This is a genomic window from Allobosea sp. CS1GBMeth4, assembly GCF_900185715.1.
In the GTDB taxonomy this organism is placed as follows: Bacteria; Pseudomonadota; Alphaproteobacteria; order Rhizobiales; family Beijerinckiaceae; genus Allobosea.
Genome location: NZ_FYAS01000005.1, coordinates 1 through 23,340 on the forward strand (window position 1 = coordinate 1; position 23,340 = coordinate 23,340).

General features: G+C 69.3%; 21 protein-coding genes and 1 pseudogene. 16 read left to right on the forward strand and 6 right to left on the reverse strand.

Annotation, left to right across the window (positions count from 1 at the left end; all coding sequences use genetic code 11):
* The 3 genes from CS1GBM4_RS02560 to CS1GBM4_RS02570 form a co-directional block, all read left to right on the forward strand.
* The coding region (locus tag CS1GBM4_RS02560; protein WP_186417124.1) for a (2Fe-2S)-binding protein at window positions 1-399 on the forward strand (399 nt) is incomplete at its 5' end.
* Window positions 396-1,526 (forward strand): FAD-binding oxidoreductase, encoded by a 1,131-nt coding sequence (locus tag CS1GBM4_RS02565; RefSeq protein ID WP_186417125.1) that lies wholly within the window; start codon window positions 396-398, stop codon window positions 1,524-1,526. The genes CS1GBM4_RS02560 and CS1GBM4_RS02565, both read left to right, overlap by 4 nt.
* Before the next feature lie 29 nt (window positions 1,527-1,555).
* Window positions 1,556-1,903 carry a RidA family protein gene (locus CS1GBM4_RS02570; protein WP_186417126.1) on the forward strand — a complete coding sequence of 116 codons (348 nt, stop codon included), beginning with the start codon at window positions 1,556-1,558 and terminating at the stop codon, window positions 1,901-1,903.
* 27 nt (window positions 1,904-1,930) lie between these two features.
* Here the strand turns inward: CS1GBM4_RS02570 and CS1GBM4_RS02575 are convergent, their stop codons facing one another.
* The 5 genes from CS1GBM4_RS02575 to CS1GBM4_RS02595 all read right to left on the reverse strand — a co-directional run bounded on the left by CS1GBM4_RS02575 (window position 1,931) and on the right by CS1GBM4_RS02595 (window position 7,253).
* Window positions 1,931-2,413 carry a YHS domain-containing (seleno)protein gene (locus tag CS1GBM4_RS02575; RefSeq protein ID WP_186417127.1) on the reverse strand — a complete coding sequence of 161 codons (483 nt, stop codon included), beginning with the start codon at window positions 2,411-2,413 and terminating at the stop codon, window positions 1,931-1,933.
* Window positions 2,414-2,433: 20 nt separating this feature from the next.
* The gene (locus CS1GBM4_RS02580; protein WP_186417128.1) at window positions 2,434-2,919 is read right to left on the reverse strand and encodes a DUF6789 family protein; all 486 of its coding nucleotides are present in this window, start codon (window positions 2,917-2,919) and stop codon (window positions 2,434-2,436) included.
* Entirely contained in the window at window positions 2,916-4,337 is a 1,422-nt protein-coding gene (locus CS1GBM4_RS02585; RefSeq protein WP_186417129.1) for a tetratricopeptide repeat protein, read from the reverse strand. The genes CS1GBM4_RS02580 and CS1GBM4_RS02585 overlap by 4 nt, the downstream gene beginning before the upstream one ends.
* Before the next feature lie 70 nt (window positions 4,338-4,407).
* Window positions 4,408-5,604, reverse strand: a complete 1,197-nt coding sequence (locus CS1GBM4_RS02590; protein ID WP_186417130.1) for an OpgC domain-containing protein — start codon at window positions 5,602-5,604, stop codon at window positions 4,408-4,410.
* Window positions 5,604-7,253 carry a thiamine pyrophosphate-binding protein gene (locus CS1GBM4_RS02595; RefSeq protein ID WP_210201517.1) on the reverse strand — a complete coding sequence of 550 codons (1,650 nt, stop codon included), beginning with the start codon at window positions 7,251-7,253 and terminating at the stop codon, window positions 5,604-5,606. Before CS1GBM4_RS02595 ends, CS1GBM4_RS02590 begins: the two co-directional genes overlap by 1 nt.
* A 177-nt stretch (window positions 7,254-7,430) precedes the next feature.
* Here CS1GBM4_RS02595 and CS1GBM4_RS02600 point away from each other — a divergent pair, with 177 nt between their 5' ends.
* Window positions 7,431-8,006: a sigma-70 family RNA polymerase sigma factor gene (locus CS1GBM4_RS02600; RefSeq protein ID WP_186417131.1), complete on the forward strand. Its 576-nt coding sequence runs from the start codon at window positions 7,431-7,433 to the stop codon at window positions 8,004-8,006.
* Window positions 8,007-8,088: 82 nt separating this feature from the next.
* Complete coding sequence (locus tag CS1GBM4_RS02605; RefSeq protein ID WP_186417132.1) at window positions 8,089-8,730, forward strand: DUF1109 domain-containing protein; 642 nt, start codon at window positions 8,089-8,091, stop codon at window positions 8,728-8,730.
* A gap of 19 nt (window positions 8,731-8,749) precedes the next feature.
* On the opposite strand, the gene CS1GBM4_RS02610 is transcribed toward CS1GBM4_RS02605, so the two are convergent.
* Window positions 8,750-10,078 (reverse strand): FAD-binding oxidoreductase, encoded by a 1,329-nt coding sequence (locus CS1GBM4_RS02610; protein ID WP_186417133.1) that lies wholly within the window; start codon window positions 10,076-10,078, stop codon window positions 8,750-8,752.
* Window positions 10,079-10,403: 325 nt separating this feature from the next.
* On the opposite strand from CS1GBM4_RS02610, the gene CS1GBM4_RS02615 reads away from it, so the two are divergent.
* The 11 genes and pseudogenes from CS1GBM4_RS02615 to CS1GBM4_RS02665 all read left to right on the forward strand — a co-directional run bounded on the left by CS1GBM4_RS02615 (window position 10,404) and on the right by CS1GBM4_RS02665 (window position 23,083).
* A complete protein-coding gene (locus CS1GBM4_RS02615) occupies window positions 10,404-11,255 on the forward strand; it encodes a VOC family protein (protein WP_186417134.1) in 852 nt (283 codons plus the stop codon).
* Window positions 11,256-11,339: 84 nt separating this feature from the next.
* Window positions 11,340-12,944: an ABC transporter substrate-binding protein gene (locus CS1GBM4_RS02620; protein WP_186417135.1), complete on the forward strand. Its 1,605-nt coding sequence runs from the start codon at window positions 11,340-11,342 to the stop codon at window positions 12,942-12,944.
* 40 nt (window positions 12,945-12,984) lie between these two features.
* The gene (locus CS1GBM4_RS02625; RefSeq protein WP_186417136.1) at window positions 12,985-13,962 is read left to right on the forward strand and encodes an ABC transporter permease; all 978 of its coding nucleotides are present in this window, start codon (window positions 12,985-12,987) and stop codon (window positions 13,960-13,962) included.
* Between the two features lie 3 nt (window positions 13,963-13,965).
* Entirely contained in the window at window positions 13,966-14,796 is an 831-nt protein-coding gene (locus CS1GBM4_RS02630) for an ABC transporter permease (RefSeq protein ID WP_186417137.1), read from the forward strand.
* Entirely contained in the window at window positions 14,793-16,424 is a 1,632-nt protein-coding gene (locus tag CS1GBM4_RS02635; protein ID WP_186417138.1) for an ABC transporter ATP-binding protein, read from the forward strand. Before CS1GBM4_RS02630 ends, CS1GBM4_RS02635 begins: the two co-directional genes overlap by 4 nt.
* Window positions 16,425-16,655: 231 nt before the next feature.
* Window positions 16,656-16,853, forward strand: a pseudogene (locus tag CS1GBM4_RS02640) (type II 3-dehydroquinate dehydratase); the annotation flags it as partial.
* 383 nt (window positions 16,854-17,236) lie between these two features.
* A complete protein-coding gene (locus CS1GBM4_RS02645) occupies window positions 17,237-18,199 on the forward strand; it encodes a BMP family protein (RefSeq protein ID WP_244607010.1) in 963 nt (320 codons plus the stop codon).
* Window positions 18,196-19,749, forward strand: coding sequence for an ABC transporter ATP-binding protein (locus CS1GBM4_RS02650; RefSeq protein WP_244607008.1), 1,554 nt, complete (start codon window positions 18,196-18,198; stop codon window positions 19,747-19,749). Before CS1GBM4_RS02645 ends, CS1GBM4_RS02650 begins: the two co-directional genes overlap by 4 nt.
* Complete coding sequence (locus tag CS1GBM4_RS02655) at window positions 19,746-20,807, forward strand: ABC transporter permease (RefSeq protein ID WP_186417140.1); 1,062 nt, start codon at window positions 19,746-19,748, stop codon at window positions 20,805-20,807. The genes CS1GBM4_RS02650 and CS1GBM4_RS02655 overlap by 4 nt, the downstream gene beginning before the upstream one ends.
* Entirely contained in the window at window positions 20,804-21,748 is a 945-nt protein-coding gene (locus CS1GBM4_RS02660) for an ABC transporter permease (protein ID WP_186417141.1), read from the forward strand. The genes CS1GBM4_RS02655 and CS1GBM4_RS02660 overlap by 4 nt, the downstream gene beginning before the upstream one ends.
* 24 nt (window positions 21,749-21,772) lie before the next feature.
* Window positions 21,773-23,083, forward strand: a complete 1,311-nt coding sequence (locus tag CS1GBM4_RS02665) for an amidohydrolase family protein (RefSeq protein ID WP_186417142.1) — start codon at window positions 21,773-21,775, stop codon at window positions 23,081-23,083.
* Window positions 23,084-23,340: the final 257 nt, after the last annotated feature.

Sequence of the window (23,340 nt, forward strand, 5' to 3'; positions counted from 1 at the left end):
CTGGGCGCGCCGATCCGCGCCGCGCTCGCGCGTGCCTTGCGCGGCCGGCGCTTCCTCGACCTGCTCTACAAGCCGGCGTCGCAATTCCTCGCCCCGCCACAGGACGAGACCATCGTCTGCCGCTGCGAGGAGGTCACGGCCGGCCGGGTCCGCGAGACCGCGATCCGCCTCGGCGTCACCGGCCCCAACCAGATGAAGGCCTTCCTGCGCTGCGGCATGGGTCCGTGCCAGGGCCGCCTGTGCGGGCCGACCGTGGTCGAGCTGATCGCACAGGCCCATGGCACGACCCCGGCCGAGGTCGGCTATTATCGCCTGCGGCCGCCGGTGAAGCCGGTGACGCTCGCCGAGCTCGCGGCGCTGCCGCAGACCGACGCCGCGGTGAAGGCGGTGGTACGGTGAGCGCCGGGCGCCGCAATGCCGATGTCATCATCGTCGGCGGCGGCATCCATGGCTGCTCGACGGCGCTGCATTGCGCGCTGCGGGGCATGACGGTCATCCTGCTGGAGAAGGACCATGCCGGCCGCCACGCCTCCGGGGTCAACGCCGGCGGCGTGCGCCAGCTCGCCCGCCATGTCGCGGAGATCCCGCTCTCCAACGCCTCCATGGCGCTCTGGCACCGGATCGGCGAGCTGGTCGACGACGATTGCGGCTTCACCTGCGACGGCCAGGTGCTCGTGGCGGAGACCGCGGAGGACCTGGCGGACTGCAGGGCGCGCGTCGACGACCTGACGCTGCGCGGCTTCCACCATGAGGAGCTGATCGACGCCCGGCAGCTGCGCGAGCTGGTTCCCGCCGTCTCGGAGAGCTGCCCCGGCGGCATCGTCTCGCGGCGGGACGGGGCGGCGATCCCGCTGCGGGCGACGCAGGCCTTCAAGCGCAAGGCGCAGAACCGCGGCGCCGTCATCCGCGAGGGCGTGCGCGTCGACAGGGTTCGCCGGGAGGGCGCGGTCTGGCGCGTCGAGACCGACGCCGGCAGCTTCGCCGCGCCGCGCCTCGTCAACGCCGCCGGCGCCTGGGCCGACCGCATCGCCGCCGATCTCGGCGAACCGGTGCCGCTCGAGGTGATCGCGCCGATGCTGATGATCACCGCGCCGATGGCGGCCTTCATCGAGCCGGTGGTGATCATGCTGCGCCGGAAACTGTCCTTCAAGCAGTTCGCCAACGGCACGGTGCTGATCGGCGGCGGCTATCGCGGCCGGGCGCTGCGCGACGAGAACCGCACGATCCTCGACTGGCGCAAGCTGGCCGCCAATGCCGGAACGGTCTGGGACCTGTTCCCGATCATGCGCGGCGCGCCGATCCTGCGCGCCTGGGCCGGCATCGAGGCGCGGATGCCGGACGACCTGCCGGTCTTCGGCCCGAGCGCGAGGCACGAGGGCGTCTATCACCAGTTCGGCTTTTCGGCGCATGGCTTCCAGCTCGGCCCCGGCGCCGGCGCGGTCATGGCCGAGATCATCGCGACCGGACGCAGCAACGTCCCGGTCGACGGGCTCGGCATCGCCCGCTTCGCGCCGCAGGCGCATTGACCATCCTCAACCAGCAGAAAGGGACCATCATGGCCATCAAGCGTTCCATCCGCACCCCGATCCAGAACCGCATCGTCGAGGTCGGCAATCTGGTCTTCGTCGGCGGCGTCATCGCCGACGACACCACCCAATCGATGGGCGCGCAGACCCGGAACATCCTGACCAAGATCGAGGGCTATCTCGGCGAGGTCGGGCTCGACCGCAAGGCGATCGTGGCGGCGCAGAACTTCGTCACCGACCTCGCGCAGAGGAAGGAGATGGACGCCGTCTGGACGAGCTTCTTCGGCGACGACATGCCGACTCGGGCGACTGTCGGCGTCGCCGATCTCGGCGGCGGCGCCATGATCGAGATCGTCGTCACCGCCGCCCGCGCCTGACGACGCCGCGCGCGTGATCGCCCGGCCCTATCGGATATCGGCCGAGCTCAGGCGCGGCCAGCCGGCGTCGGCGCGGGCGATATAGGTCTTCGTCCGGCGAAGCCAGCTGTCCTTCACGCCGAGATCGTAGTTGAGAAAGAGCCGGCCGCCGACGATCGACCAGGCCTCCGGCTCGATCTTCACCAGATAGCCGCGCGAGGTCCCATAGGCGCAGAAGCCGCCATAGGCCGGCAGATAGCGCTGGGGATCGGCCTCGAACAGCGCCTTGTGCTCGGCACTGGCGAAACGCCAGGTCGCGCCGCCATGGCGGACCGCGAACTCGGACTCGCCGGGCCGCGGGCCGCCCTCGCGGAAATAGGCGACCGGATCGTAGCCGCGGATCGCGAGCCCCTCCGGGGAACCGAGGGTGTTGACCGGGCGGGGCATTCCCGCCCGGGTTTCGGCCTCCGCGCCGGTCGCGGCCGCCAGGGCTGCCGCCGCGAACCCGATGAAGGCGCGCCTGTCGAGCATGGCTCGTCCTCGCGTCGCGTTCATGTCGAGCGCGCCTCGAGCGCCTCGAAGACATGGGCGGCGAGATAGCCGTAGATGGCGTGGCCGACGAGGCTCATGAAGGACAGGCGCGGCACGTCGCTGAGCAGGACCTGCTGCCCGGCGAGCGGGGCGAAGAAGGCGAGCGCGATGAAATAGGTGATGACGCCCCAGATCCAGCCATCGGCCGGCATGCCGAAGCTCTTCAACCAGCGCGTCAGCACCCAGTAGCCCAGCGGATAGAACAGGAAGCCGGTGGCGAAGTGCAGCAGCTTGGCGACCGGTGTCGAGAGCGTGACGCCGAGCTGATGCGCGAACAGCGACTTCACCAGCTCGGGCGGCTCGAGCGGATACTCGGCGAACCAGGCCGTGGGCACCGAGGAGAACAGCTCCCAGAAACCCAGCCCGGCGAAGCCGCCGAGAGCGAGATTGATCACGGTGCGGGTCGAGGGCAGCGCGAAGCCGCGGGTCATGGTCGCGGTGGTCATGATGTCGTCCTTTCGAGGGGTCCGTGGGCGGTGGCGAGCGGGGCGGAGGCGACGGCGAGAGCGACAAGGTGTCCGGCGCCGCGGCTGCGCAGCAGCGCCAGCCTGCGTGCGGCGAAGAGGTTGGGGCCGCCGCGCCGCTTCAGGCGCTGGCCGAGAATCTCCGCGGCACGGTCGTGCTGGCCGGCGCGGATCAGGCTCTCCGCATAGGCCTGCTCGAACAGGTCGCGCTGGGCGTGGCTGCCGCCGATGGCGGCGAGTCCGTCGCGGGCGGCGCCGAGCAGGCGGGCGGCTTCGTCATGATCGCCTTCATGGAAGGCGATCAGCCCGAAGGCGGCGAGCGCGCCCTTGCGGGCGGCGGCACGCCGCTCGCCGCTGGGATGGGCCCGCGCATCCTCGATCAGGCTGCGCGCGATGGCCTCGGCTCCGTCGGCATGGCCGGCGCCGAGCAGCGAGAGGGCATAATGCAGGTCGGCGAAGACGAGGCGCCCGTCATGGATGCGGCGCTCGGCCTTCGCGGCGAGCTCCTCCCAGCGATCGCCGACATCGACGCCGGCATAGCCGAGTCGTGCCAGCAGCGAGGCGCCGTTGGCGATGTCGCGGTAGTCGTCGGTTTCTTCGGCCCGGATCTCCTCGTCATAGAGCCGCAGGACCTCGTCCGTCTCGCCGCGCTCGAGCCGGAACAGCGCCAGGTGCCAGACGATATGGAAGCGCAGATTGTTGGCATGCGCCCAGGCACGGCCGTCGCCGAGCCAGGCGATGCCTTCGTCGGCACGCCCGGTCATCTCCAGCACATGGGCGACGGCATGCCGGCCCCAGACGTCGCGCGGGCTGAGAGCCACGGCGCGGCGGCCGGCCCGCTCGGCCTCGGCGTAGAAGCCCTGCTCCTCCAGCGCGAAGGCATGGCAGCCATGGACGAAGCCGGCGAGCGGGTGGCTCTCGCCGAAGCCCGGGGCGATGCGCCCTAGCGTCGACAGCATCTCGGCCTGGTCGCCGAGCATGAAGCGCAGCCCGTGCGCGAGCTTGAGCGCCAGCACGTCGCGGGGGTGGGCCAGCAGAATCGCCTCCAGCCGCTCCGCCGCCCGGCGCGGAGCGTCGCCGAGCCAGAGCGCCAGCGCCTCGACGACCATCGCCTCGCGCGGCGTCACCGGCCGCAGGAGCGCTGCCGCCTGCGCCCGGGCCAGGCAGTCGCGTGCCGGCGCCGTCAGCTCGGCGCGTGCAAGCGACAGCAGCATCAGCCCCTTCACGGCGTGGGCGAGGGCGAAGTCGGGATCGGCGACGAGCGCCCGGGCGAGATGCTCGGGCGTGGTGGCGGCATGCGCCAGCAGCGCCTCGAGCAGGTCGTTCCAGGCGAGGCGCGCAGCATCGCCGGAAACGGTGATGCGCATGCCGGAGAGGTCGTGATGGATGGCGTAGGACATGGGCTGCTCCGTTGCCGCGCTGATGCCGGCGCTCTTCAGGGAGTTCGAGAGACAGGCGATCGAGCGGCGTTCAACTCGCTTCACGGAGCCGTGTGGGGACTCCGGAACCGGCTGCCGGCGCGCTCTGGCGGCCGGCGGCGTGTCCGCCTCCCGGCCCGGCCCATGGTGCGCCCTTGAACCAGCCGACGACCACCGCCGTGGCCAGGATCAGGGCGAAGCCGGTCAGGTTGAGCAGCGCCACGGCCAGCTCGCTGCGCCCGGCCATGTCGGCGGCGACGCCGAGGAGCCTCGCCAGCACGGCGCTGGCCAGAAAGGCCGGAAGCGATTGGCGGCCGATCAGGACGAGGAGATGGCCCGCCCCCCGGTCGAGCCTGTGGCGCAAGGGCTCGATCAGGCTCAGGACGAGATAGGCGACGGCGAGGAAATGCAGCACGCGCAGGATGTGCAGATCGGTCTTCTCGCTGGCGGGAAGGACGAGGTCGCGCGCTGCCTGAGCCGCGGGCCAGAGCTCGAGGATGCCCCAGAAGGACAGCGGCAGCGACAGCAGGACCGACAGCGCCGCCAGCGCCATCAGCCGCCGGTCCCCGAGCCGGGGCACCGGCAGCCATTTCATGCCGATGAAGAAGCCGATGAAGAAGATCAGCTGCCAGGCGAAGGGGTTGAGGAACCAGCCCGCGCCGGTCCAGGGGTTGCCGGGCGGGTTCAGCCCCGTGGTCCAGACCGCGGCGTAGAGCCCGAGCGCGATCAGGAAGGGCAGGCCGGCATGGAGGCGACGGCCCAGCATCATCACCGGCACCAGCGCCAGGATGACGAGATACATCGGCAGGATGTCGAGATAGTCCGGCTGCCAGGTCAGGGTGGCGAGGCCGAGCAGCGCCCGCTCCGGATCCGCCGCCAGCGGCGCGAACTGCCGCGCGAGCTCGGCGAGGCCGAAGGCCTGGTCCAGCGCGGCGGCGAGCGCGATCAGCGCCAGGACGAGGCCGATCTGGGCCCAGTAGACCTGCCAGATCCGGTAGAGGATGCGCGCGGTGCCGAGCCACAGCCCGCGGCGCGTGAAGACGCCGCCGAAGGCGAGCGCGCTGGCGAGGCCGGAGCAGAAGACGAAGAGCTCGGCGCCCGACGAGAAGCCGAAGCGCGCCGGGATGAAGGCGTTCCAGCTGTTCTCCGGCAGATGCGCCACGAAGATGATCAGCATGGTCAGCCCGCGGAAGAGGTCGAGGCGCTCGTCGCGGGGCCGCTTCGCAGCCGGAATGGAGACCCCGGCCATCAGAACGCCCCCGCATAGCAGGCGGCATCGATGCGGCAGGCCAGCAGCGTGAAGCCGTCGCGCCGGAACGCGGCCGCGGCCTCGCGCGCGAGGCTGTCGCGATCGCCGATCGTGACGCCATGGCCGCCCATCGCCCGCGCTACGGCGGCGAAATCGCTCGCGCCGATATCGACGCCGGCCCGCGCCAGACCGAGCTGGCGCTGCTTCAGCGCGATCAGCCCGAGCGCCTCGTCGACCAGCACGACCAGCACGACCGGCAAGGCGAGGTCGCGCAGCGTCGCCAGCTCGCCCAGCACCATGTCGAGACCGGCATCGCCGACGAAGCACAGGGTCGGCCGGCCGGAGCCGAGCGCGGCGCCGGTCGCCAGCGGCAGCGCGCAGCCCATGGTGCACAGCCCGCTCGACTGCAGCAGGCGGCGAGGCCCGTCGCAGCTCCAGATCTGGCTGAGCAGGATCCGGTGCGCGCCGGAATCGGCGGTCGCGACCACGCCCGCCGGCGCGATCCGGCGCAAGGTCTCGAAGACGGCGTGCGGGCCCCATTCCTCGGGCGCGGCGAATGCGGCGCGGAAGGCGCGGCGGACCGCCGCCGGCTCGCCGTCCGGCCAGGCCGCTTTCGGCGCGAGCCCATCGCCCAGGCGCGTCAGGATCGTGCCGACATCGCCTTCGAGCAGGAGGGTGGAGGTATGCATGCCGTGCTGCACCGGCTCGGCGACGATGTCGATGACAGGTTTTCCGGCCGGCCAGGGTTCCCGCCAGCCCTGGCGCATCTCGACCGGGTCATAGCCGGCCAGGACGATCAGGTCGGCCGCCTCGAGCAGCGGACGGACGATCGTGTCGGCCTTGGGCGACAGGCCGATGGCGCCAACCACCCGCGCATCGTCCTCCGGAACCAGCCCCTTGGCCTTGTAGCTGGTGAGCAGCGGCGCGCCGGCGCGGGTCAGGAATCGGTCGAGTTCGGCGGCTCCGCCCTGATTGACGAGGTCGAGCCCGGCGATGACCAGCGGCCGCTGCGCGGCGGCGATCAGCGCCTGCGCAGGCTGGAGGTCGGCCGGGATCGCAGAGGAGGCGGACGGTATGGCAGGGACGGCGCGCCGGGGCGTGCGGGCTTCCGCCACCGCGATCGGCAGGTCGATATGGACCGGGCCGGGACGGCCGCGACGGGCGATGGCGATCGCCTTGGCGACGACGAGTCCCTCGCTGCCGGGCGCGACCCGGAAGCTCGCCTTGACCAGCGGCCGCAGCACCGCCTGATGATCGAAGATCTGATGCGTATAGCTCTCGGCCAAGTCCTGATCGACGCAGCCGGTGACGACGACCAGCGGCACATGATCCTGCTGCGCGTTGGCGACCACGTTGACGGCATTGGCGACGCCGGGACCGAGCGTCGTGACCAGCACGGGCAGGGCGCCGGTCGCATGCCAGAGCCCTTCCGCCATGAAGCCGGCGGCGTTCTCGTGCCGGGCGAGCTCGAAGCGGATGCCGGCGCGGCCCAGCGCATCGACCAGCGCCAGGACCTCGCCGCCGGGAATGCCGAAGGCGTGCGTCGCGCCGGCCGCGGCGAGCCCGCCGGCCAGCAGATCGGCTCCGGTGACCAGGCCGCCCGGGATCGCCTGCGCATCGCGGGCTGCTGGGATCGTCTGGTGGCGCATGCTGTCTCTCCGGCACGCCGCATCGGCGGCTTCGCGGGAGAGATCGCCCGGCAAGAGGCTTTGGTTACATCCTGGCCGCGCTTTCCTCGCCCGGTCACGGGCTTGTGAGGCCGGCGCCGCCATGCAACGGAATAGGCCGGATCGACCTCGCAGCGGCGGGAAAGGCAGCCGGCCCCTTTGTCTCTCGACGACCTCGAACAGCAGCTCCGGCCCGCCTTCCTCGCCGCGCTCGCCGGCGACGCCGCCGCCTACCGGCGCTTCCTCGACGCGATCAGCGCCCGGCTGCGCGGCTATCTGCGCCAGATGCTGGCGAGGGCGGGACGCAGCGAGGCGAGCGAGGCCGAGGACGTGCTGCAGGAGACGCTGCTGGCCCTGCACCTGTCGCGGCACACCTACGACCCGGCGAGCCCCGTCACCGCCTGGGCCCATGCGATCGCGCGCTACAAGCTGGTCGACCATCTGCGCCGATCCGGCCGCCATGCCGGCAACCTGCCGCTCGACGACGACGCCTTTCAGCTCGCGGGACCGCCGGAGGACGCTGCAGTCGAGGCGAGGCTCGACCTGGCGCGCGCCATGCAGGTGTTGCCCGAGCGCACGCGCCGCCTGATCGACCGGGTCAAGCTCCAGGGCGCAAGCGTCTCGGAGGCGGCGGGCGCGGCCGGCATGAGCGAGACCGCGGCCAAGGTCGCGATCCATCGCGGCCTGCAGGCCATGGCGAAATTCCTCTCGAGACGGGGAGTGAAGCCGTCATGACGCGGCTGCGGCATCACTCCGTAACCTTTCATGGGTCCGCCGCGAATTTTCGTTCGGACCAGGGCATTTGCGAAGATCCGCCATGCGAACCGACGACCTGATCTCCCTGATGAGCGCGAGCAGCCGGCCGGTCGACACGGGCTGGCTGCGCCGTGCCACCTGGCTCTGCGCGCTGGCGGCGCTCGCCGCGACGGCCGGGCTCGTGCTGCTGACGCTCGGCGCCCGAGCCGATTTCGCTCAGGTCTGGATGACGCCGCCGGTCGTCGCCAAGGCCGCGCTCGGCGCCAGCGTCGCCGTCATCGCGCTCTCGCTGTTCCACAGCAGCCTGCGGCCCGGCCTGCGGCCGGCGCGGCGCCTGCCCCTGTTGGCGCTGCCGTTCCTGGTCGCGGCCGGCTGGGCCCTGTACACGCTGGCGCAGGCGCCGGCCGAGCAGTGGGACGCGCTGATCTTCGGCCGCCACTGGCGCGCCTGCCTGATCGCGGTTCCGCTCTATGCCCTGTGCCCGCTCATCGTCCTGATGGCGCTGGCGCGCCGCGGCGCACCCGTCGACCGCCCCCTCACCGGGGCCTGTGCCGGCCTTGCCTCGGCCGGGCTGGCGACCATCGCCTACAGCCTGCATTGCCCGGCGGACACGGCGCCCTTCCTGGCGATCTGGTACACCATCGCCATCGCGCTCGTCACGGGCCTCGGCGCGCTCGTGCTGCCGCGCCTCCTGCGCTGGTGACCCGCGGCCGCCCCGGATCCTAGATCTCCTGCGCGTCCAGCCTTCGATAGAGCGGCAGGGCCAGCGGCGCGATCCGGCGGACCAGGCCTTGGAAGGGCTGCGCCTTCGGCGCCGAGAGCGGCAGGCCCAGCGTCTCCGGCGCGACGCCCTGCGTCGCCTTCGCCAGCTCGCGGCCGAGCGAGATCGACAATGCGACGGCGCGGCCATTGCAGCCGACCCAGCCGAAGCCGTTCGGCCCGAGCTGATGGATGCGCGGATAACCCGGCACTTGCGGCTGCAGCAGATTGTCGGGCGTCATCCCGACATAGCCCGACCAGACATAGTCGAACTCGACCTCGCCGAGCTGCGGCCAGAGCCGCTTCAGCCGCGCCGCGACCGTCGGGCGCAGATTGGCGCCACCCGTGCCGGGCAGGATCGCGGCGCCACCGGTGACGAGACGGTTGCGGGCGTCCCAGCGGGCGAAATAGAGCTCGCGATGCGTGTCCGACATCGCCTGGCGGCCGGGGATGACGGTCCTGGCGACATTGTCGCTGACCGGCCTGGTCGCCATCTGCCAGGACAGGACCGGAATGACCTCCCTGGCGATCTCCGGGGCGAGATCAGGCGCGAACTCGCCGGTATAGGCATTGGTCGCCAGCACGAGCGCCCGCGCGGTCACCGAGCCCTTCGCCGTCGTCACCAGCCAGCGGCCGTTCCGGTGCACCATGCTCACGGCGGGCGAGCGCGCATGGATGGTCGCGCCGAGCCTGAGCGCGACCTCGGCCAGGCCGCGGGTCAGCGCGAGCGGATTGATGTGGCCGCCGGTGCGATTCCAGAAGCCGCCGAACCAGGCATCCGAGCCGAGCATCTCCGCTGCCGCCGCACGATCGAGCAATTCGACCGGGGCGCCGATCGCCGACCATTCCCTGACGCGCTTTTCGGCGAGCTTGAAGCGCCCCGGCGAATGCACCGGCTGAACCCAGCCGGCCTGCTCGGCTTCGGCCGGAATGTCGTATTTGCGCACGAGGTCGAAGAGGTATTGCGCGCTGTCGCGCAGCACCGCGTTGAAGCGTTCGCCGGCCTCGCCATGCCTGGCGACCATGGCGGAGGGATCGTGGCCGGCCAGCGTCGGGATCACCTGGCCGTTATTGCGCCCGGAGGCGCCCCAGCCCGGTTCCGCCGCTTCCAGGATGGTGACGCCGACCCCGCTCTCGCGCAGATGGATCGCGGTCGAGAGGCCGGTGAAGCCGGCGCCGATCACCACGACATCGCTCTCGATTGCGCCTTCGAGCGTCCCGAGCACAGGACCGGGCGGGGCCGTGGCGGCCCAGAGCGATGGCGGCCAGGCGACGGAGGAGGGGGCAGTCATCGGCGGCGTCTTTCGGCTGGGCATCAATGAGCGAGGGCCCACATGGCGGGCCAGCCTTATCCTTGCCGCCATGTCCGCCAAGCTGCAAGCAGGGTGTTCCCGGCCGTTCTTTCGAAGGAGGAAAATTTTCTATTTTTCTCGGCTGAGACGAACGGATTCTACCGAATTTTTGCTTCTCCGCTCGTCTCCTTGAAAATTCTATTCTCCCGAGGCTATGTCTCCGGCGCAGCGGGGGCTGCTGGAATCGTCATCCCGAAACGGTTGCGCCCTAACTTCCGTTCGGATGAACTCTCCCTCCGCTGGGTTCTGGTCACAAGGGGGCGTCATGCCGCTCAAGCACATCCTCGGCCTCGACCACGTCGTGGTGACGGTTCGCGATCTCGACGCGTCCGCCCGGCAATGGCAGCGCCTCGGCTTCACCGTCTCGCCGCGCGGCACGCATTCGCCCATCCTCGGCAGCGGCAACTACACGATCATGTTCGGCGACGATTACGTCGAGCTGCTCGGCATCCTGGCCGAGACCGAGCACAACAAGCCGACCCGCGACTTCCTGGCGGAACGCGAGGGCATCGAGCGGGCCGCCTTCACCACCGACGACGCCGCCGCCGGCGCCGCCGAGCTCAAGAGCCGCGGCCTCGAGCCGCTCGGCCCGGTTCATTTCGGCCGCCCGGTCGACCTGCCCGGCGGCGGCAAGGGCGAGGCCAGGTTCAACGTCTTCCGCTGGCCGCTCGACGAGAATCCCGGCGGGCTGCGCATCTTCGCCTGCCAGCACCTGACGCGGGAGACGGTCTGGATCCCGGAGTTGCAGAGCCATGCCAACGGCGCGAGCCGCATCATCCGGGTCGAGGTGCTCGCCGCCGACGCCAAGGCCGCCGCGGAGCATCTGAGCCGGCTGATCGACGAGCCTGTGACGCAGCAGGACGATGCCTGGCTGGTGCCGTCCGGCGGCAAGCGCGCCGATATCCTGTTCTACGACGCCGACGGCCTCGCCCGGCGCTATCCGGACGCCGTGCGGGCCGGCGCCGCCCCGGCCGGAGCGGCGGCGATCGTGCTGGCGAGCGACGACCTCGCCCGTGCCGCCGAGGCACTCGGCTCCGCCGGCATCCGCCATGGCGGCGCCGTCAGCGTGCCGGCGGTATCCGCCAATGGCGTGATCGTGAGCTTCCTGCCGCGATAGCGCGGCAGCCCTCCCGCCCCGTTCGAATTGACGAGCGCCTGCGACCACCGCATCGTGCCGGGGTGCCGGCCCAGGAGATCATCCATGGATATGACCCGCCGCGCCGCGCTCAGGACCAGCGCCGCCATCGCCTCCAGCGTACTGTTCCCGATGCGCTCCTTCGGCCAGGAAACGCCGCGCAGGGGCGGCGTCTTCACCGTCCACTACGGCGCCGAGCAGCGCCAGCTGAACCCCAGCCTGCAGGCCTCGACCGGCGTCTACATCATCGGCGGCAAAATCCAGGAGCAGCTGGTCGATCTCGACGCCAAGGGCCAGCCCGTCGGCGTGCTCGCCGAAAGCTGGGAGGCCGCGCCCGACGGCAGGACGATCACCTTCAAGCTCCGCTCCGGCGTGACCTGGCATGACGGCAAGCCCTTCACCTCCGCCGACGTGCAGTTCACGGCGATGGAGATGTGGAAGAAGATCCTGAACTACGGCACCACGCTGCAGCTCTTCCTCACCGCGGTCGACACGCCCGATCCGCTGACGGCGGTGTTCCGCTATGAGCGCCCGATGCCGCTCAACCTGCTGCTGCGCGCCTTGCCGGATCTCGGCTATGTCTCGCCGCGCCATCTCTACGAGGGCAAGGGCGACATCCGCCAGAACCCGGTCAATCTCGCGCCGGTCGGCACCGGCCCGTTCAGGTTCGTGCAGTATGAGCGCGGCCAGCACGTCATCGCCGAGCGCAACCCGAACTACTGGCGCGCCAATGCGCCCTATCTCGACCGCATCGTCTGGCGCGTGGTCACCGACCGCGCCGCCGCCGCCGCCCAGATGGAGGCGGGGCAGATCCACTACAGCCCGTTCTCGGGCCTGACGATCTCGGATTCGGCCCGCCTCGGCAAGGATCCGCGCTTCATCGTCTCGACCAAGGGCAATGAGGGCAACGCCCGCACCAACACGATCGAGTTCAACTTCCGCCGCAAGGAACTCGCCGACATCCGCGTCCGGCGCGCCATCGCGCATGCGCTCGACATTCCGTTCTTCATCGAGAACTTCCTCGGCGACTTCGCCAAGCGCGGCACCGGGCCGATCCCCTCGGTCTCGACCGATTTCTACCCGGCCGACAACGGCCCGCAATACCCGTTCGACAAGAAGCTCGCCGCCAGCCTGCTCGACGAGGCCGGCTTAAAGCCCGGCGCAGGCGGGACGCGCTTCTCGCTGCGGCTGCTGCCGGCGCCCTGGGGCGAGGACATCACGCTCTTCGCCACCTTCATCCAGCAATCGCTCGCCGATGTCGGCATCAAGGTCGAGATCGTGCGCACCGATGGCGGCGGCTATCTCAAGCAGGTCTATGACGAGCACGCCTTCGACCTCGCCACCGGCTGGCACCAGTACCGCAACGATCCGGCCGTCTCGACCACGGTGTGGTACCGCTCCGGCCAACCCAAGGGAGCGCCCTGGACCAATCAATGGGGCTGGACCGATCCGGCGATCGACAAGATCATCGACGATGCCGCGACCGAGGTCGATCCGGCCAGGCGCAAGGCGCTCTATGGCGATTTCGTCCGGCGCGCCAATACCGAGCTGCCGATCTGGACGCCGATCGAGCAGATCTTCCTGACGGCGATCAGCGCCAAGGCGCGCAACCATTCCAACACGCCGCGCTGGGGCTCGTCCTCCTGGCACGATTTGTGGTTGGCGGAGTGACCTCTCCGCTCACCCCCACAGCCGAAGCCGGCCAGTTCCCATGCGTGTCCTGACTCTCGCGGGGCGGCGTCTCGCCGCCTCGATCCCGACCCTGATCCTGATCCTGGTCGGGGTCTTCCTGCTGCTGCAGCTCGCGCCCGGCGACACGGTCGACGCGCTGATGGCGCAGATGGGCGGCGGCGATGCCGCCACCGCCCGCCAGCTGCGCGAATTCTACGGGCTCGACCTCTCGGTCTGGGCCCAGCTCGGCAATTATCTCTGGCGGCTGGTCAGGCTCGATCTCGGCTTCTCCGCCATCTACGGCAAGCCGGTCGCGACGGTGATCGCCGAGCGGCTGCCGGCGACCATCCTCTTGATGACCGCCTCGCTCTCCTTCGCCTTCTTCTTCGGCCTGCTCCTCGGCGTCGTCGCGGCGCGCGGCGTCAACAAATGGCCGGATACGCTGATCTCCACACTCGGCCTGATGTTCTACGCGATGCCGACCTTCTGGTTCGGGCTTATGGCGATCGTCGTCTTCTCGATCTATCTGCAATGGCTGCCGGCGGGCGGCTTCGAGGACATCACCGTGAGCTATACCGGCTTGCGGCGGACCCTCGACATCGCCCTGCACCTGATCCTGCCGACGCTGACGCTCGGCCTGTTCTACATGGCGATCTATCTGCGCATCATGCGCGGCTCGATGCTCGAGGTGCTCAACCTCGATTTCGTCCGCACCGCCCGTTCGAAGGGCATGGACGAGACGCGCGTCGTGGTCCGCCATGTGCTGCGCAACGCGCTGCTGCCGATGGTGACCCTGATCGGCCTGCAGGCCGGCACCATGCTCGGCGGCTCGGTCGTGGTCGAGAGCGTGTTCTCGCTGCCCGGCCTCGGGCGCCTCGCCTATGAATCGGTGATCCAGCGCGACCTCAACACCTTGCTCGGCATCATCTTCGTCTCGGCGCTGCTGGTGATCGCGGTCAACTTCATCGTCGACCTGCTCTATGCCCGGCTCGACCCGCGCATCACGGCGGGGAGCTGAGCCATGGATCTGGTGAAACGCTATCTGCGCAGTCCGGCTGCCGTCATCGGGCTCCTGCTGCTCGTCCTCGTGCTCGCCATGGCCGCGACCGCCGACCTGTTCTATCCGCGCGACCCGCTGGCGCTCGCCGGGCGGCCGCTGATCTGGCCGTTCAGCAATCCGCGCTTCCTGCTCGGCACCGACAATTCCGGCCGCGACATCGCCGCCCAGATTTTCCATGGCGCGCGCATCTCGCTGCTGATCGGCGGGGTCGCGACCGCGATCTCGATTATGATCGGCATCACCATCGGCGCCTTCGCCGGCTATTATGGCGCTTTCGTCGACACCGCGCTGATGCGCGTCACAGAGGCCTTCCAGACCCTGCCGAATTTCCTGCTGCTGCTGGTGCTGGTCGCCGTCTTCGGCTCGACCCTCACCACCGTGACGATCGCCATCGGCATCGTCTCCTGGCCGGCCTCGGCCCGGCTGACGCGGGCCGAGTTCCTCTCCCTGCGCAATCGCGAATTCGTGCAGGCGGGCCGCACGCTCGGCCTCAGGGATGCCAGGCTGATCTTCGGCGAGATCCTGCCGAACGCGCTGCCGCCCGTGATCGTCTATGCCAGCGTCGTGATGGCGATCGCGATCCTGCTGGAGAGCGCGCTCGCCTTCCTCAAGCTCTCCGATCCCAACGTCGCCTCCTGGGGCAACCTGATCGGCGCCGGCCGCGACGTGCTGCGCGTGCAATGGTATGTCTCGGCCATTCCCGGCATCGCCATCCTGATCACCGTGCTCGCGGTCTCGCTGGTCGGACAGGGCCTCAACGACGCCCTCAACCCGAGATTGAAGCGCCGATGAGCCCGATCCTCGTCCTCGACGACGTCAGCGTGCGGCTGCCGGCCGGCGGCGACCGCTCGCACGCCATGGCCAATGTCTCGCTCTCGCTGGCAGCGAACGAGATCCTCTGCGTCGTCGGCGAGTCCGGCTCCGGCAAGTCGATGACCGCCAACGCCATCATGCGGCTCCTGCCCGGCGGCGTCGCCATCGACGGCGGTCGCATCCTGTTCGAGGGGCGCGACCTCTGCAGGCTCGGCGAGGCGCAGATGCGCGAGGTGCGCGGCGCCGGCATCGCCATGATCTTCCAGGAGCCGATGACCGCGCTCAACCCGCTGCGCACCATCGGCGACCAGATCGGCGAGATGTTCGAGCTGCACACCGACTTGCCGGCCGCAGAGATCGCGGCCCGCACGCTCGCCCTGCTCGAGGAAGTCCGCATTCCCGATCCGGCGCTCGCCTTCAGGGCCTATCCGCACGAGCTCTCGGGCGGCCAGCGCCAACGCGCCATGATCGCCATGGCCCTGGCGCTCGATCCGAAGGTCCTGATCGCCGACGAGCCGACCACGGCGCTCGACGTCACCACCCAGGCGCAGATCCTGAAGCTCATCCGCGACCTGCAGCGCCGCAAGGGCACGGCCGTCCTGTTCATCACCCATGATTTCGGCGTGGTCGCCGAGATCGCCGACCGGGTCGCCGTGATGCGAGAGGGTCGGGTCGTCGAGGCGGGTGCGACCGCGGCCGTGCTCGGCGAGCCCCGGCACGCCTATACCAGGCAGCTCATCGCCGCGGTGCCGCCGCTCGAGGCGCCGCCGCCGCGACAGCTCTCCGGCGAGCCGATCCTCGCCCTCGCGCATGTCTCGAAGACCTACCGCACCGGCGGCTTCCTCGGTCGCGGCAAGCGCGTCACCCATGCCGTCAGGGATGTCTCGCTGGTGCTGCCCAGGGGCGCGACGCTCGGCATCGTCGGCGAATCCGGCTCGGGCAAGTCGACGCTGGCCCGCTGCCTGGTGCGCCTGATCGATCCGGAGAGCGGCGAGATCCGCCTGAACGGCGTCGATCTCGCCGGTTTGAGCCGCGAGGAGATGCGGGCGGCGACGCGCCGTATCCAGATGGTGTTCCAGGATCCGTTCGCCTCGCTGAACCCGCGTCGCAAGGCCGGCGAGGCGGTGGCGCAGGGGCTGGTCGTTCACGGCATGGCGCGGCCGCAGGCCCTGGCGCGCGCCAGGGAATTGTTCGGCCTGGTCGGCCTCGACCCGGCCGCGACCGAGCGCTATCCGCACGAATTCTCGGGCGGCCAGCGCCAGCGCATCGGTCTCGCCCGGGCGCTGGCGCTCGAGCCGGAGGTTCTGGTCGCCGACGAACCGGTCTCGGCGCTCGACGTGTCGGTGCAGGCGCAGGTGCTGAAGCTGCTGGCGGAACTGCGCGAGCGCCTCGGCCTGTCGATCGTCTTCATCACCCATGATCTGCGGGTGGCGGCGCAGGTCTGCGATCTCGTGGCGGTGATGCAGCGTGGCGAGGTGGTGGAGGCCGGGCCGATCGGCGCCGTCTTCGGCGCGCCGCAGCATCCCTATACCAGGGAATTGCTCGCCTCGATTCCCGGCCGCGAGATCGGGGCCGGCCGACGCTTCGCCGAGGAGCCGACGGCCTGATCCGCGAGGACGGCAGCCGATCGCGTCATCCGGCCTTGGGCGCCGTGGAAACGAAAAACCGCCCGCGAGGGCGGTTTTGCATGTCGGGAGCCGACGCATTGATTTGGTTGCGGGGGCCTGAAACCACCGGGAGCATTTGCGAGAAGGTTCCGCTCCTGCCGCGAAATCGGCTTGCGGCTCCTCGCCGAGAAAGCGGCACGGCCAAAGCCGTCTAGACCAGACAGCCGCCGCACCTCCATCGCCATCCTCGATGCGCTGAAGATGTTTCCCGGCCCGATCATCGAGCTGCACATCTCCAACATCCACCTGCGCGAGGCGCATTATCACAACTCCTATGTCTCGCTCGCCGCCACAGCGATCATCGCCGGCCTGGGGTCCAGGGGATATGCCGTCGCGGTGAAAGCCGCTGTCGACCTCTGCGCGCAGTGAGCGTCTCCGGCGTCGTTATGTGAGGCCAGCGAGGCGCTTTCCTTTGCTTCGTTCTCGGAGGCCGGACTCAAGGGCTGAGCGGGGACTGGGATGACGAAGCAAGGGCGGGACATCTGATCGGCACTTGGCATTGGGGTCGGTGATGCTTTGCTCCTTCCCAAGCAGACCGATCTTCAACGGCGCTGGCGCGGCGGGTAACGTACCGCGGGTGGATCACCGGTCGCCAGTCCTGTGACCAAGCCGCTAGAGCCGGATCCAGTCAGTTTACCGAGCGCGCTGGCACACCTTTTGCTCAGCCTTCCGCGTAAGCCTAAGCTCGTGACGAACATGTTTTGGGGAGGAGACCGATGGTGCTGATCGTGAACCGGCGCTGTGTGCTCGGAATGGGTGTGGGTATCGCTTCGACGGCGCTGGCGTCCGGCAGCTTCGCTCAGGGCAAGAGACCACTGAGCGTAGCCGCGATCTATACGGTCCCGGTCGAGCAGCAATGGGTCTCGCGCATCCACAAAGCGCTCAACGCTGCCAGGGATCGCGGCGACATCACCTACAAATTCTCCGAAAACGTCGCCAATACCGACTACGAGCGCGTCATGCGCCAATATTCGACCGAGGGCGCCGATCTCGTCGTCGGCGAGGTCTTCGGCGTCGAGCGCGCGGCGCGCAAGGTTGCGACCGACTTCCCCAAGACCGCCTATCTGATGGGCTCTTCGTTCCAGCCCTCGAAGCCGAATTTCTCGGTCTTCGACAACTTCATCCACGAACCCTCCTTCCTGACCGGCATGGTGGCAGGCAAGGCGACCAAATCAAACGTCATCGGCCTCGTCGGCGGCTATGCGATCCCCGAGGTCAACCGGCTGATGAACGCCTTCATGGAGGGCGCGCTCTCGGTCAATCCGCAGGCCAAGTTCCTCGTGACCTTCATCAACTCCTGGTACGATCCGCCCAAGGCCAAGGAAGCCGCCTTCGCCATGATCGACAAGAAGGCGGATGTTCTCTACGCCGAGCGCTTCGGCGTCACCGACGCGGCCAAGGAACGCGGCGTCAAGGCGATCGGCAACGTCATTGATACCGCTGCCCAATATCCCGGCGTCATCCTGGCCTCGGCACTCTGGCACATGGAACCGACCATCGACCGGGTCATCAAGAACGTTGCGACGGGCACTTACGAACCCGCCGATTACGGCGTCTACAGCTACATGGCCCATGGCGGCGCGAGCCTCTCCCCGCTCGAACCCAAGCTGGTGCCGCAAGAGGTCATCGACATTGTGAAGGCGAAGGAGAAGGACATTCTCGACGGCGGCTTCCGTGTGAATGTCAACGACGCCGAGCCGAAGTCGACCGCTTGAACGTCGCGGGCCTAGCCGCCGCGCCCGTGCTGGCGCTGCGCGGCATCACCAAGCGCTTCGGCGCGCTGACGGCCAACTGCGCGGTCGATCTCACCCTGCACAGGGGTGAGATCGTCGCGCTGCTCGGCGAGAACGGCGCGGGCAAGACGACGCTGATGAATATCCTGTTCGGCCACTATCTGGCCGATGAGGGCGAGGTGCTGGTCGCTACGCCCGAAGGCGAACTCAAGCCACTGCCGCAGGGCTCGCCTCAGGCGGCGCTCGACGCCGGCATCGGCATGGTCCACCAGCATTTCACCCTGGCCGAGAACCTGACCGGGTTCGAGAACATCGTGCTCGGGCTCGAACCGTTGTTGGGACTGGCGCATGGGCGCCGCGCCATGCGCCGTACCGTCGACGCCCTGATGGCGCGCACGGGGCTTTGCGCCCGACTCGACATCCGGGTCGCGGAGCTCGGCGTCGGCGAGCGCCAGCGCATCGAGATTCTCAAGGCGCTCTCACGGCGCACCCGCATCCTCGTACTCGACGAGCCGACGGCGGTCCTGACCCCGCAGGAGGCCGAAGGCCTCTTCGTGGCGCTGCGGGCCCTGGCCGCTTCGGGCTTGGGCATCGTCTTCATCAGCCACAAACTCGACGAGGTGCTGGCCTTGTCGCAGCGGCTCGTCGTGCTGCGCGCTGGCCGCAAAGTCGCCGACCGGCCGACAGCCGGCGCCGACCGCGCGCTGATCGCGAAGCTGATGGTCGGCGAGGAGGTCGAGGTCGAGCGACCCGCACCAGCACATCCCGGCTCCATTGCGCTCGAGCTCATGCGCGTCTCGGCCGGCTCGGGCCGCACGCGGTTGATCGACGCGACGCTCACCTTGCGGCAGGGCGAGATCCTCGGCATCGCAGGCGTGTCCGGCAATGGTCAGTCGAGCCTCGCCGGGCTGGTCGCAGGCCTGCTCAGGCCGGAGAGCGGCACAATCACGGTATTGGGCCGACAGGGTGCGGCGAGCCCGGCCGAGCGGCGCCGCGACGGAGTCGGGCGGCTCGCCGAGGACCGCCATCGCGATGGGATGGTCGGAGATATGACGGTCTCGGAGAACCTCGTGATCGAGCGGCGCGGCGGGATGCCGTTCAGCCGCCTTGGGCTGTTGCGGCCGAAGGCGATCCGTGCGGCAGCGCAAGATGCGATCGCCTCCTATGACATTCGCTGTCCCGGCCCCGATGCGCCGCTGAGGCTGCTCTCCGGCGGCAATATCCAGAAGCTGCTATTGGCGCGGGCGCTGGCGGGCAGCCCCCACCTCATTCTCGCCAGCCAGCCGACGCGGGGGCTGGATGTCGGTGCGACGGTCAGCGTTCACCGCCGATTGCGCGAGGCCGCCGGGGCGGGTGCGGCCGTTCTGCTGATCTCGGAAGATCTCGACGAGCTTTTCGCGTTGAGCCATCGCATCGCGGTGATCCATGGCGGGCGGCTGACGCCGGCGGCCGATGCGTCCGGGTTGAGCACGGCCGAGATCGGGCTTGCCATGGCGGGGGAAGCGTCATCCGCCTTCGGAGCGCTGGCATGATCCGCTTCGAGCCGCGCACGCAGCCCTCGCCACTGCTCAGAATCGTAATCCCCATCGCCTCGGCGCTGGCCGCGTTGCTGCTGTCGATCATCGTCCTGGCGCTGACCGGGGCTCCGGCCGGCCGCGCGATCGGCCTGCTGGTGGCTGGCGCTGCCGGCTCCGTCTTCGCGCTGACCGAGACGCTGACGCGGGCGACGCCGCTGATCCTCACGGGGCTCGCCGCGGCCGTCGCCTTCCGCTCGCGGCTCTGGAACATCGGCGCGGAGGGGCAGCTCTATGCCGGGGCGCTCGCGGCGGTGGCAATCGGCTCGGGCGCCATCGCAGGGCCGCCTTGGCTCATGATGCCGCTGGTCTGCCTGGCAGGGGCGCTCGCCGGCGGGCTCCTGATGCTCGGACCGGCGCTGCTCAAAGCCAAGCTTGCGGTCGACGAGGTGGTGACGACGCTGCTCTTGAATTTCGTCGTGCTGCTCTTCGTGCAGATGATGCTCGAAGGGCCGCTCAAGGATCCGATGGGCATGGGCTGGCCGCAATCGGCTCCGGTCCTCGACGAGGCCGCGTTGCCCAAGCTCGTCGTGCAGATGCGGCTCCATGCCGGGCTGATCGTCGCGCTCCTTGCGGCCTTGTTCATCGCCTTCCTGCAGCGGGCGACGGTGCTCGGCTTCGAGATGCGTGCCGTGGGCGGCAATGCCAGCGCCGCCGGCTTCGCCGGCATCCCGGTCGCGGCGACGCTGGTGAAAACCGGCTTCATCTCCGGCGCGCTGGCCGGGCTCGCCGGCTCCGGCGAGGTCGCGGGGCTGAAAGGCTATCTCACCAGCGACCTCTCGCCCGGCTTCGGCTATGCCGGCATCGTCGTCGCCATGCTGGCGGCGCTGGAGCCGCTGGCGGTGGTTCCGGCCGCGATTTTCATCGCCGGCATCTTCGTCGGCGCCGACACGATGAGCCGTAGCCTTGGGGTCTCCAACTATTTCGCCGATCTGGTCGTGGCGCTTTCACTGCTCTCGGTCCTCGTCGGCTCGCTCTTCCTGCGCTATCGCCTGAAACGGGTGGGAATCGCATGAGCGCGGCGTTCGAAATCCTGCTGCAGGCCAATTTCTGGGCGGCGGCAATCCGGATCGCGACGCCGCTGATCTTCGGTGTGCTCGGCGCGTTGATCTGCGAGCGAGCGGGCGTCCTCAACCTCGGAATCGAGGGCATCTTCGTAGCCGGGGCGATGGCGGGCTGGCTCGCGGTCTATCTCGGCCTGCCCTTGTGGCTCGGCGTCGCTGTCGCGGCTGCCACAGGGGCGTGCCTCGGCCTGCTGCACGGCTGCCTGACGGTAATTCTCGGCCTCTCGCAGCACGTCGCCGGCATCGGCATCACGCTGTTTGCGACGAGCGCCTCCTATTTCGGTTATCGTGTCGCCTTTCCGACTGTGACGACGCCGCCGCGCATCGAGCCCTTCCAGCCGCTCGGCCTGACCTGGCTGGAGGCTGTGCCGATCGTCGGCCCTGCCCTGTCGCAGCAGACGGCGCTGACATGGCTCGCGTTCGCGGCGGTCGCGCTCACCGCCTTCGTCCTGGGGAAGACGCCGCTCGGGCTGGCGATCCGGGCCGTCGGCGACAGCCCCGCTTCCGTCGATGCGCAAGGCCTTTCCGTCGCCAGGCTGCGGATGGGCGCGCTCGCCGCGGGCTCGGCGCTGATGGCCATGGGCGGCGCTTTCCTGACCATGTCCGCCTTCAACGCCTTCTTCTTCGGCATGATCAACGGGCGCGGCTGGGTCTGCATCGCGCTTACCGTCTTCGCCTCCTGGCGGCCGGGCAAGGCGCTGCTCGGCGCCCTGCTCTTCGGCGCCTTCGACGCCTATCAGCTCAGGCTCCAGACGCTCGCCGGCGGCCTGGTGCCGAGCCAACTCTTCCTGATGCTTCCCTATCTGCTCTCGATCGCGGCCTTGATCCTGGTGGCGCGCAAGGCTGACTATCCGCGCGCCCTGATGAAGCCCTACATCAAGGGCGAGCGCTGATCCTTTCGCGAGCGACGACCTGCCATGCAGCCCGATCTCCTCATTCGCCAGGCCAATCTTCCCGAGGGCGGTGCACCGGTCGACATCGCCATCGCGGATGGGACTATCGTAGAGATCGCGCCGCGCATCGCGATCGAGGCGCGCGAGACCATCGATGCGGCCGGCCGGCTGGTCAGCCCGCCCTTCGTCGACCCGCATTTCCATATGGATGCGACGCTCTCGCTCGGCCTGCCGCGGTTGAACCGCTCGGGCACGCTGCTGGAAGGCATCGCATTATGGGGCGAGCTCAAGCCGCTGCTGACCCATGAAGCCGTGATCGAGCGTGCCTTACGCTATTGCGACCTCGCGGCTTCGCAGGGGCTGCTGGCGATCCGGAGCCATGTCGACATCTGCGACGATCGGCTGCTGGCCGTCGAGGCCTTGCTGGAGGTGAAGAAGCGCGTAGCGCCCTATATCACGCTGCAGCTCGTCGCCTTCCCGCAGGATGGCTATCTGCGCAGCCCCGGCGCCGTCGACAATCTGAAGCGCGCGCTCGATCTCGGCGTCGACATCGTCGGCGGCATCCCGCATTTCGAGCGCAGCATGGTCGATGGCGCAGAATCCGTGCGCCAGCTTTGCCGCATCGCCGCCGAGCGCGGCCTGCCTGTCGACATGCATTGCGATGAGACTGACGATCCGATGTCGCGCCATGTCGAGACGCTTGTGCAGGAGACGTTGCGGCATGGCCTGCAGGGCCGCGTCGCCGGCTCGCACCTGACCTCGATGCATTCGATGGACAACTACTACGTCTCGAAACTGATCCCGCTGATCGCAGAGGCGAAGCTGCACGCCATCGCAAACCCGCTGATCAACATCTGCATCCAGGGCCGGCACGACACCTACCCGAAACGCCGCGGTCTGACGCGCGTGCCCGAATTGATGGCGGCCGGCGTCAACGTCGCCTTCGGCATGGATTGCGTGATGGACCCCTGGTACTCCCTGGGCGCGGCCGACCCACTCGACGCCGCCCATATGGCGGTGCATGTCGGGCAGATGACCTCGCTGGCCGCGATGAAGCAGTGCTTCGACGCGGTCACGGTCAATGCCGCCGCCGCGATGGGGTTGGCGGATTACGGCATCGCCGTCGGCAAGCCGGCCGATCTCGTGCTGCTCGATGCGCGCGATCCGATCGAGGCTATTCGCCTGCGACCGCCACGGCTCGCCGTCCTCAAGGGCGGGCGAGTGATCGCAAAGGCCAGGCCACATGAGAGCATGCTCGACATCGCGGGCCGGCCGAGCCGGGTAGCAGCCGCCCACTACGCCCCGCGTGCCCCGGCGGGCGCAGCCGTGACGTGAGCCCCATTGCGGTGCCCGAACGAAGGCGCGGAGCGGCACTGTGACAGGGACTTCGACATGGCCACTTTAATATCCCATGCCAGCGATGGCGCGATGCGAACGGTGATGTCAGTCAATTCGAGGGTGCGAGGATCGAACGTCTGATTATGGCGGATCTCGCCCGGGGCCAGCATCCGACGGACTGGGGAGGCGGATGAAGTCCTGCGCTCAGGCATCAGCATTCAGAGTGCAGTGGACGTCCCTTCGGTTGACCGAGT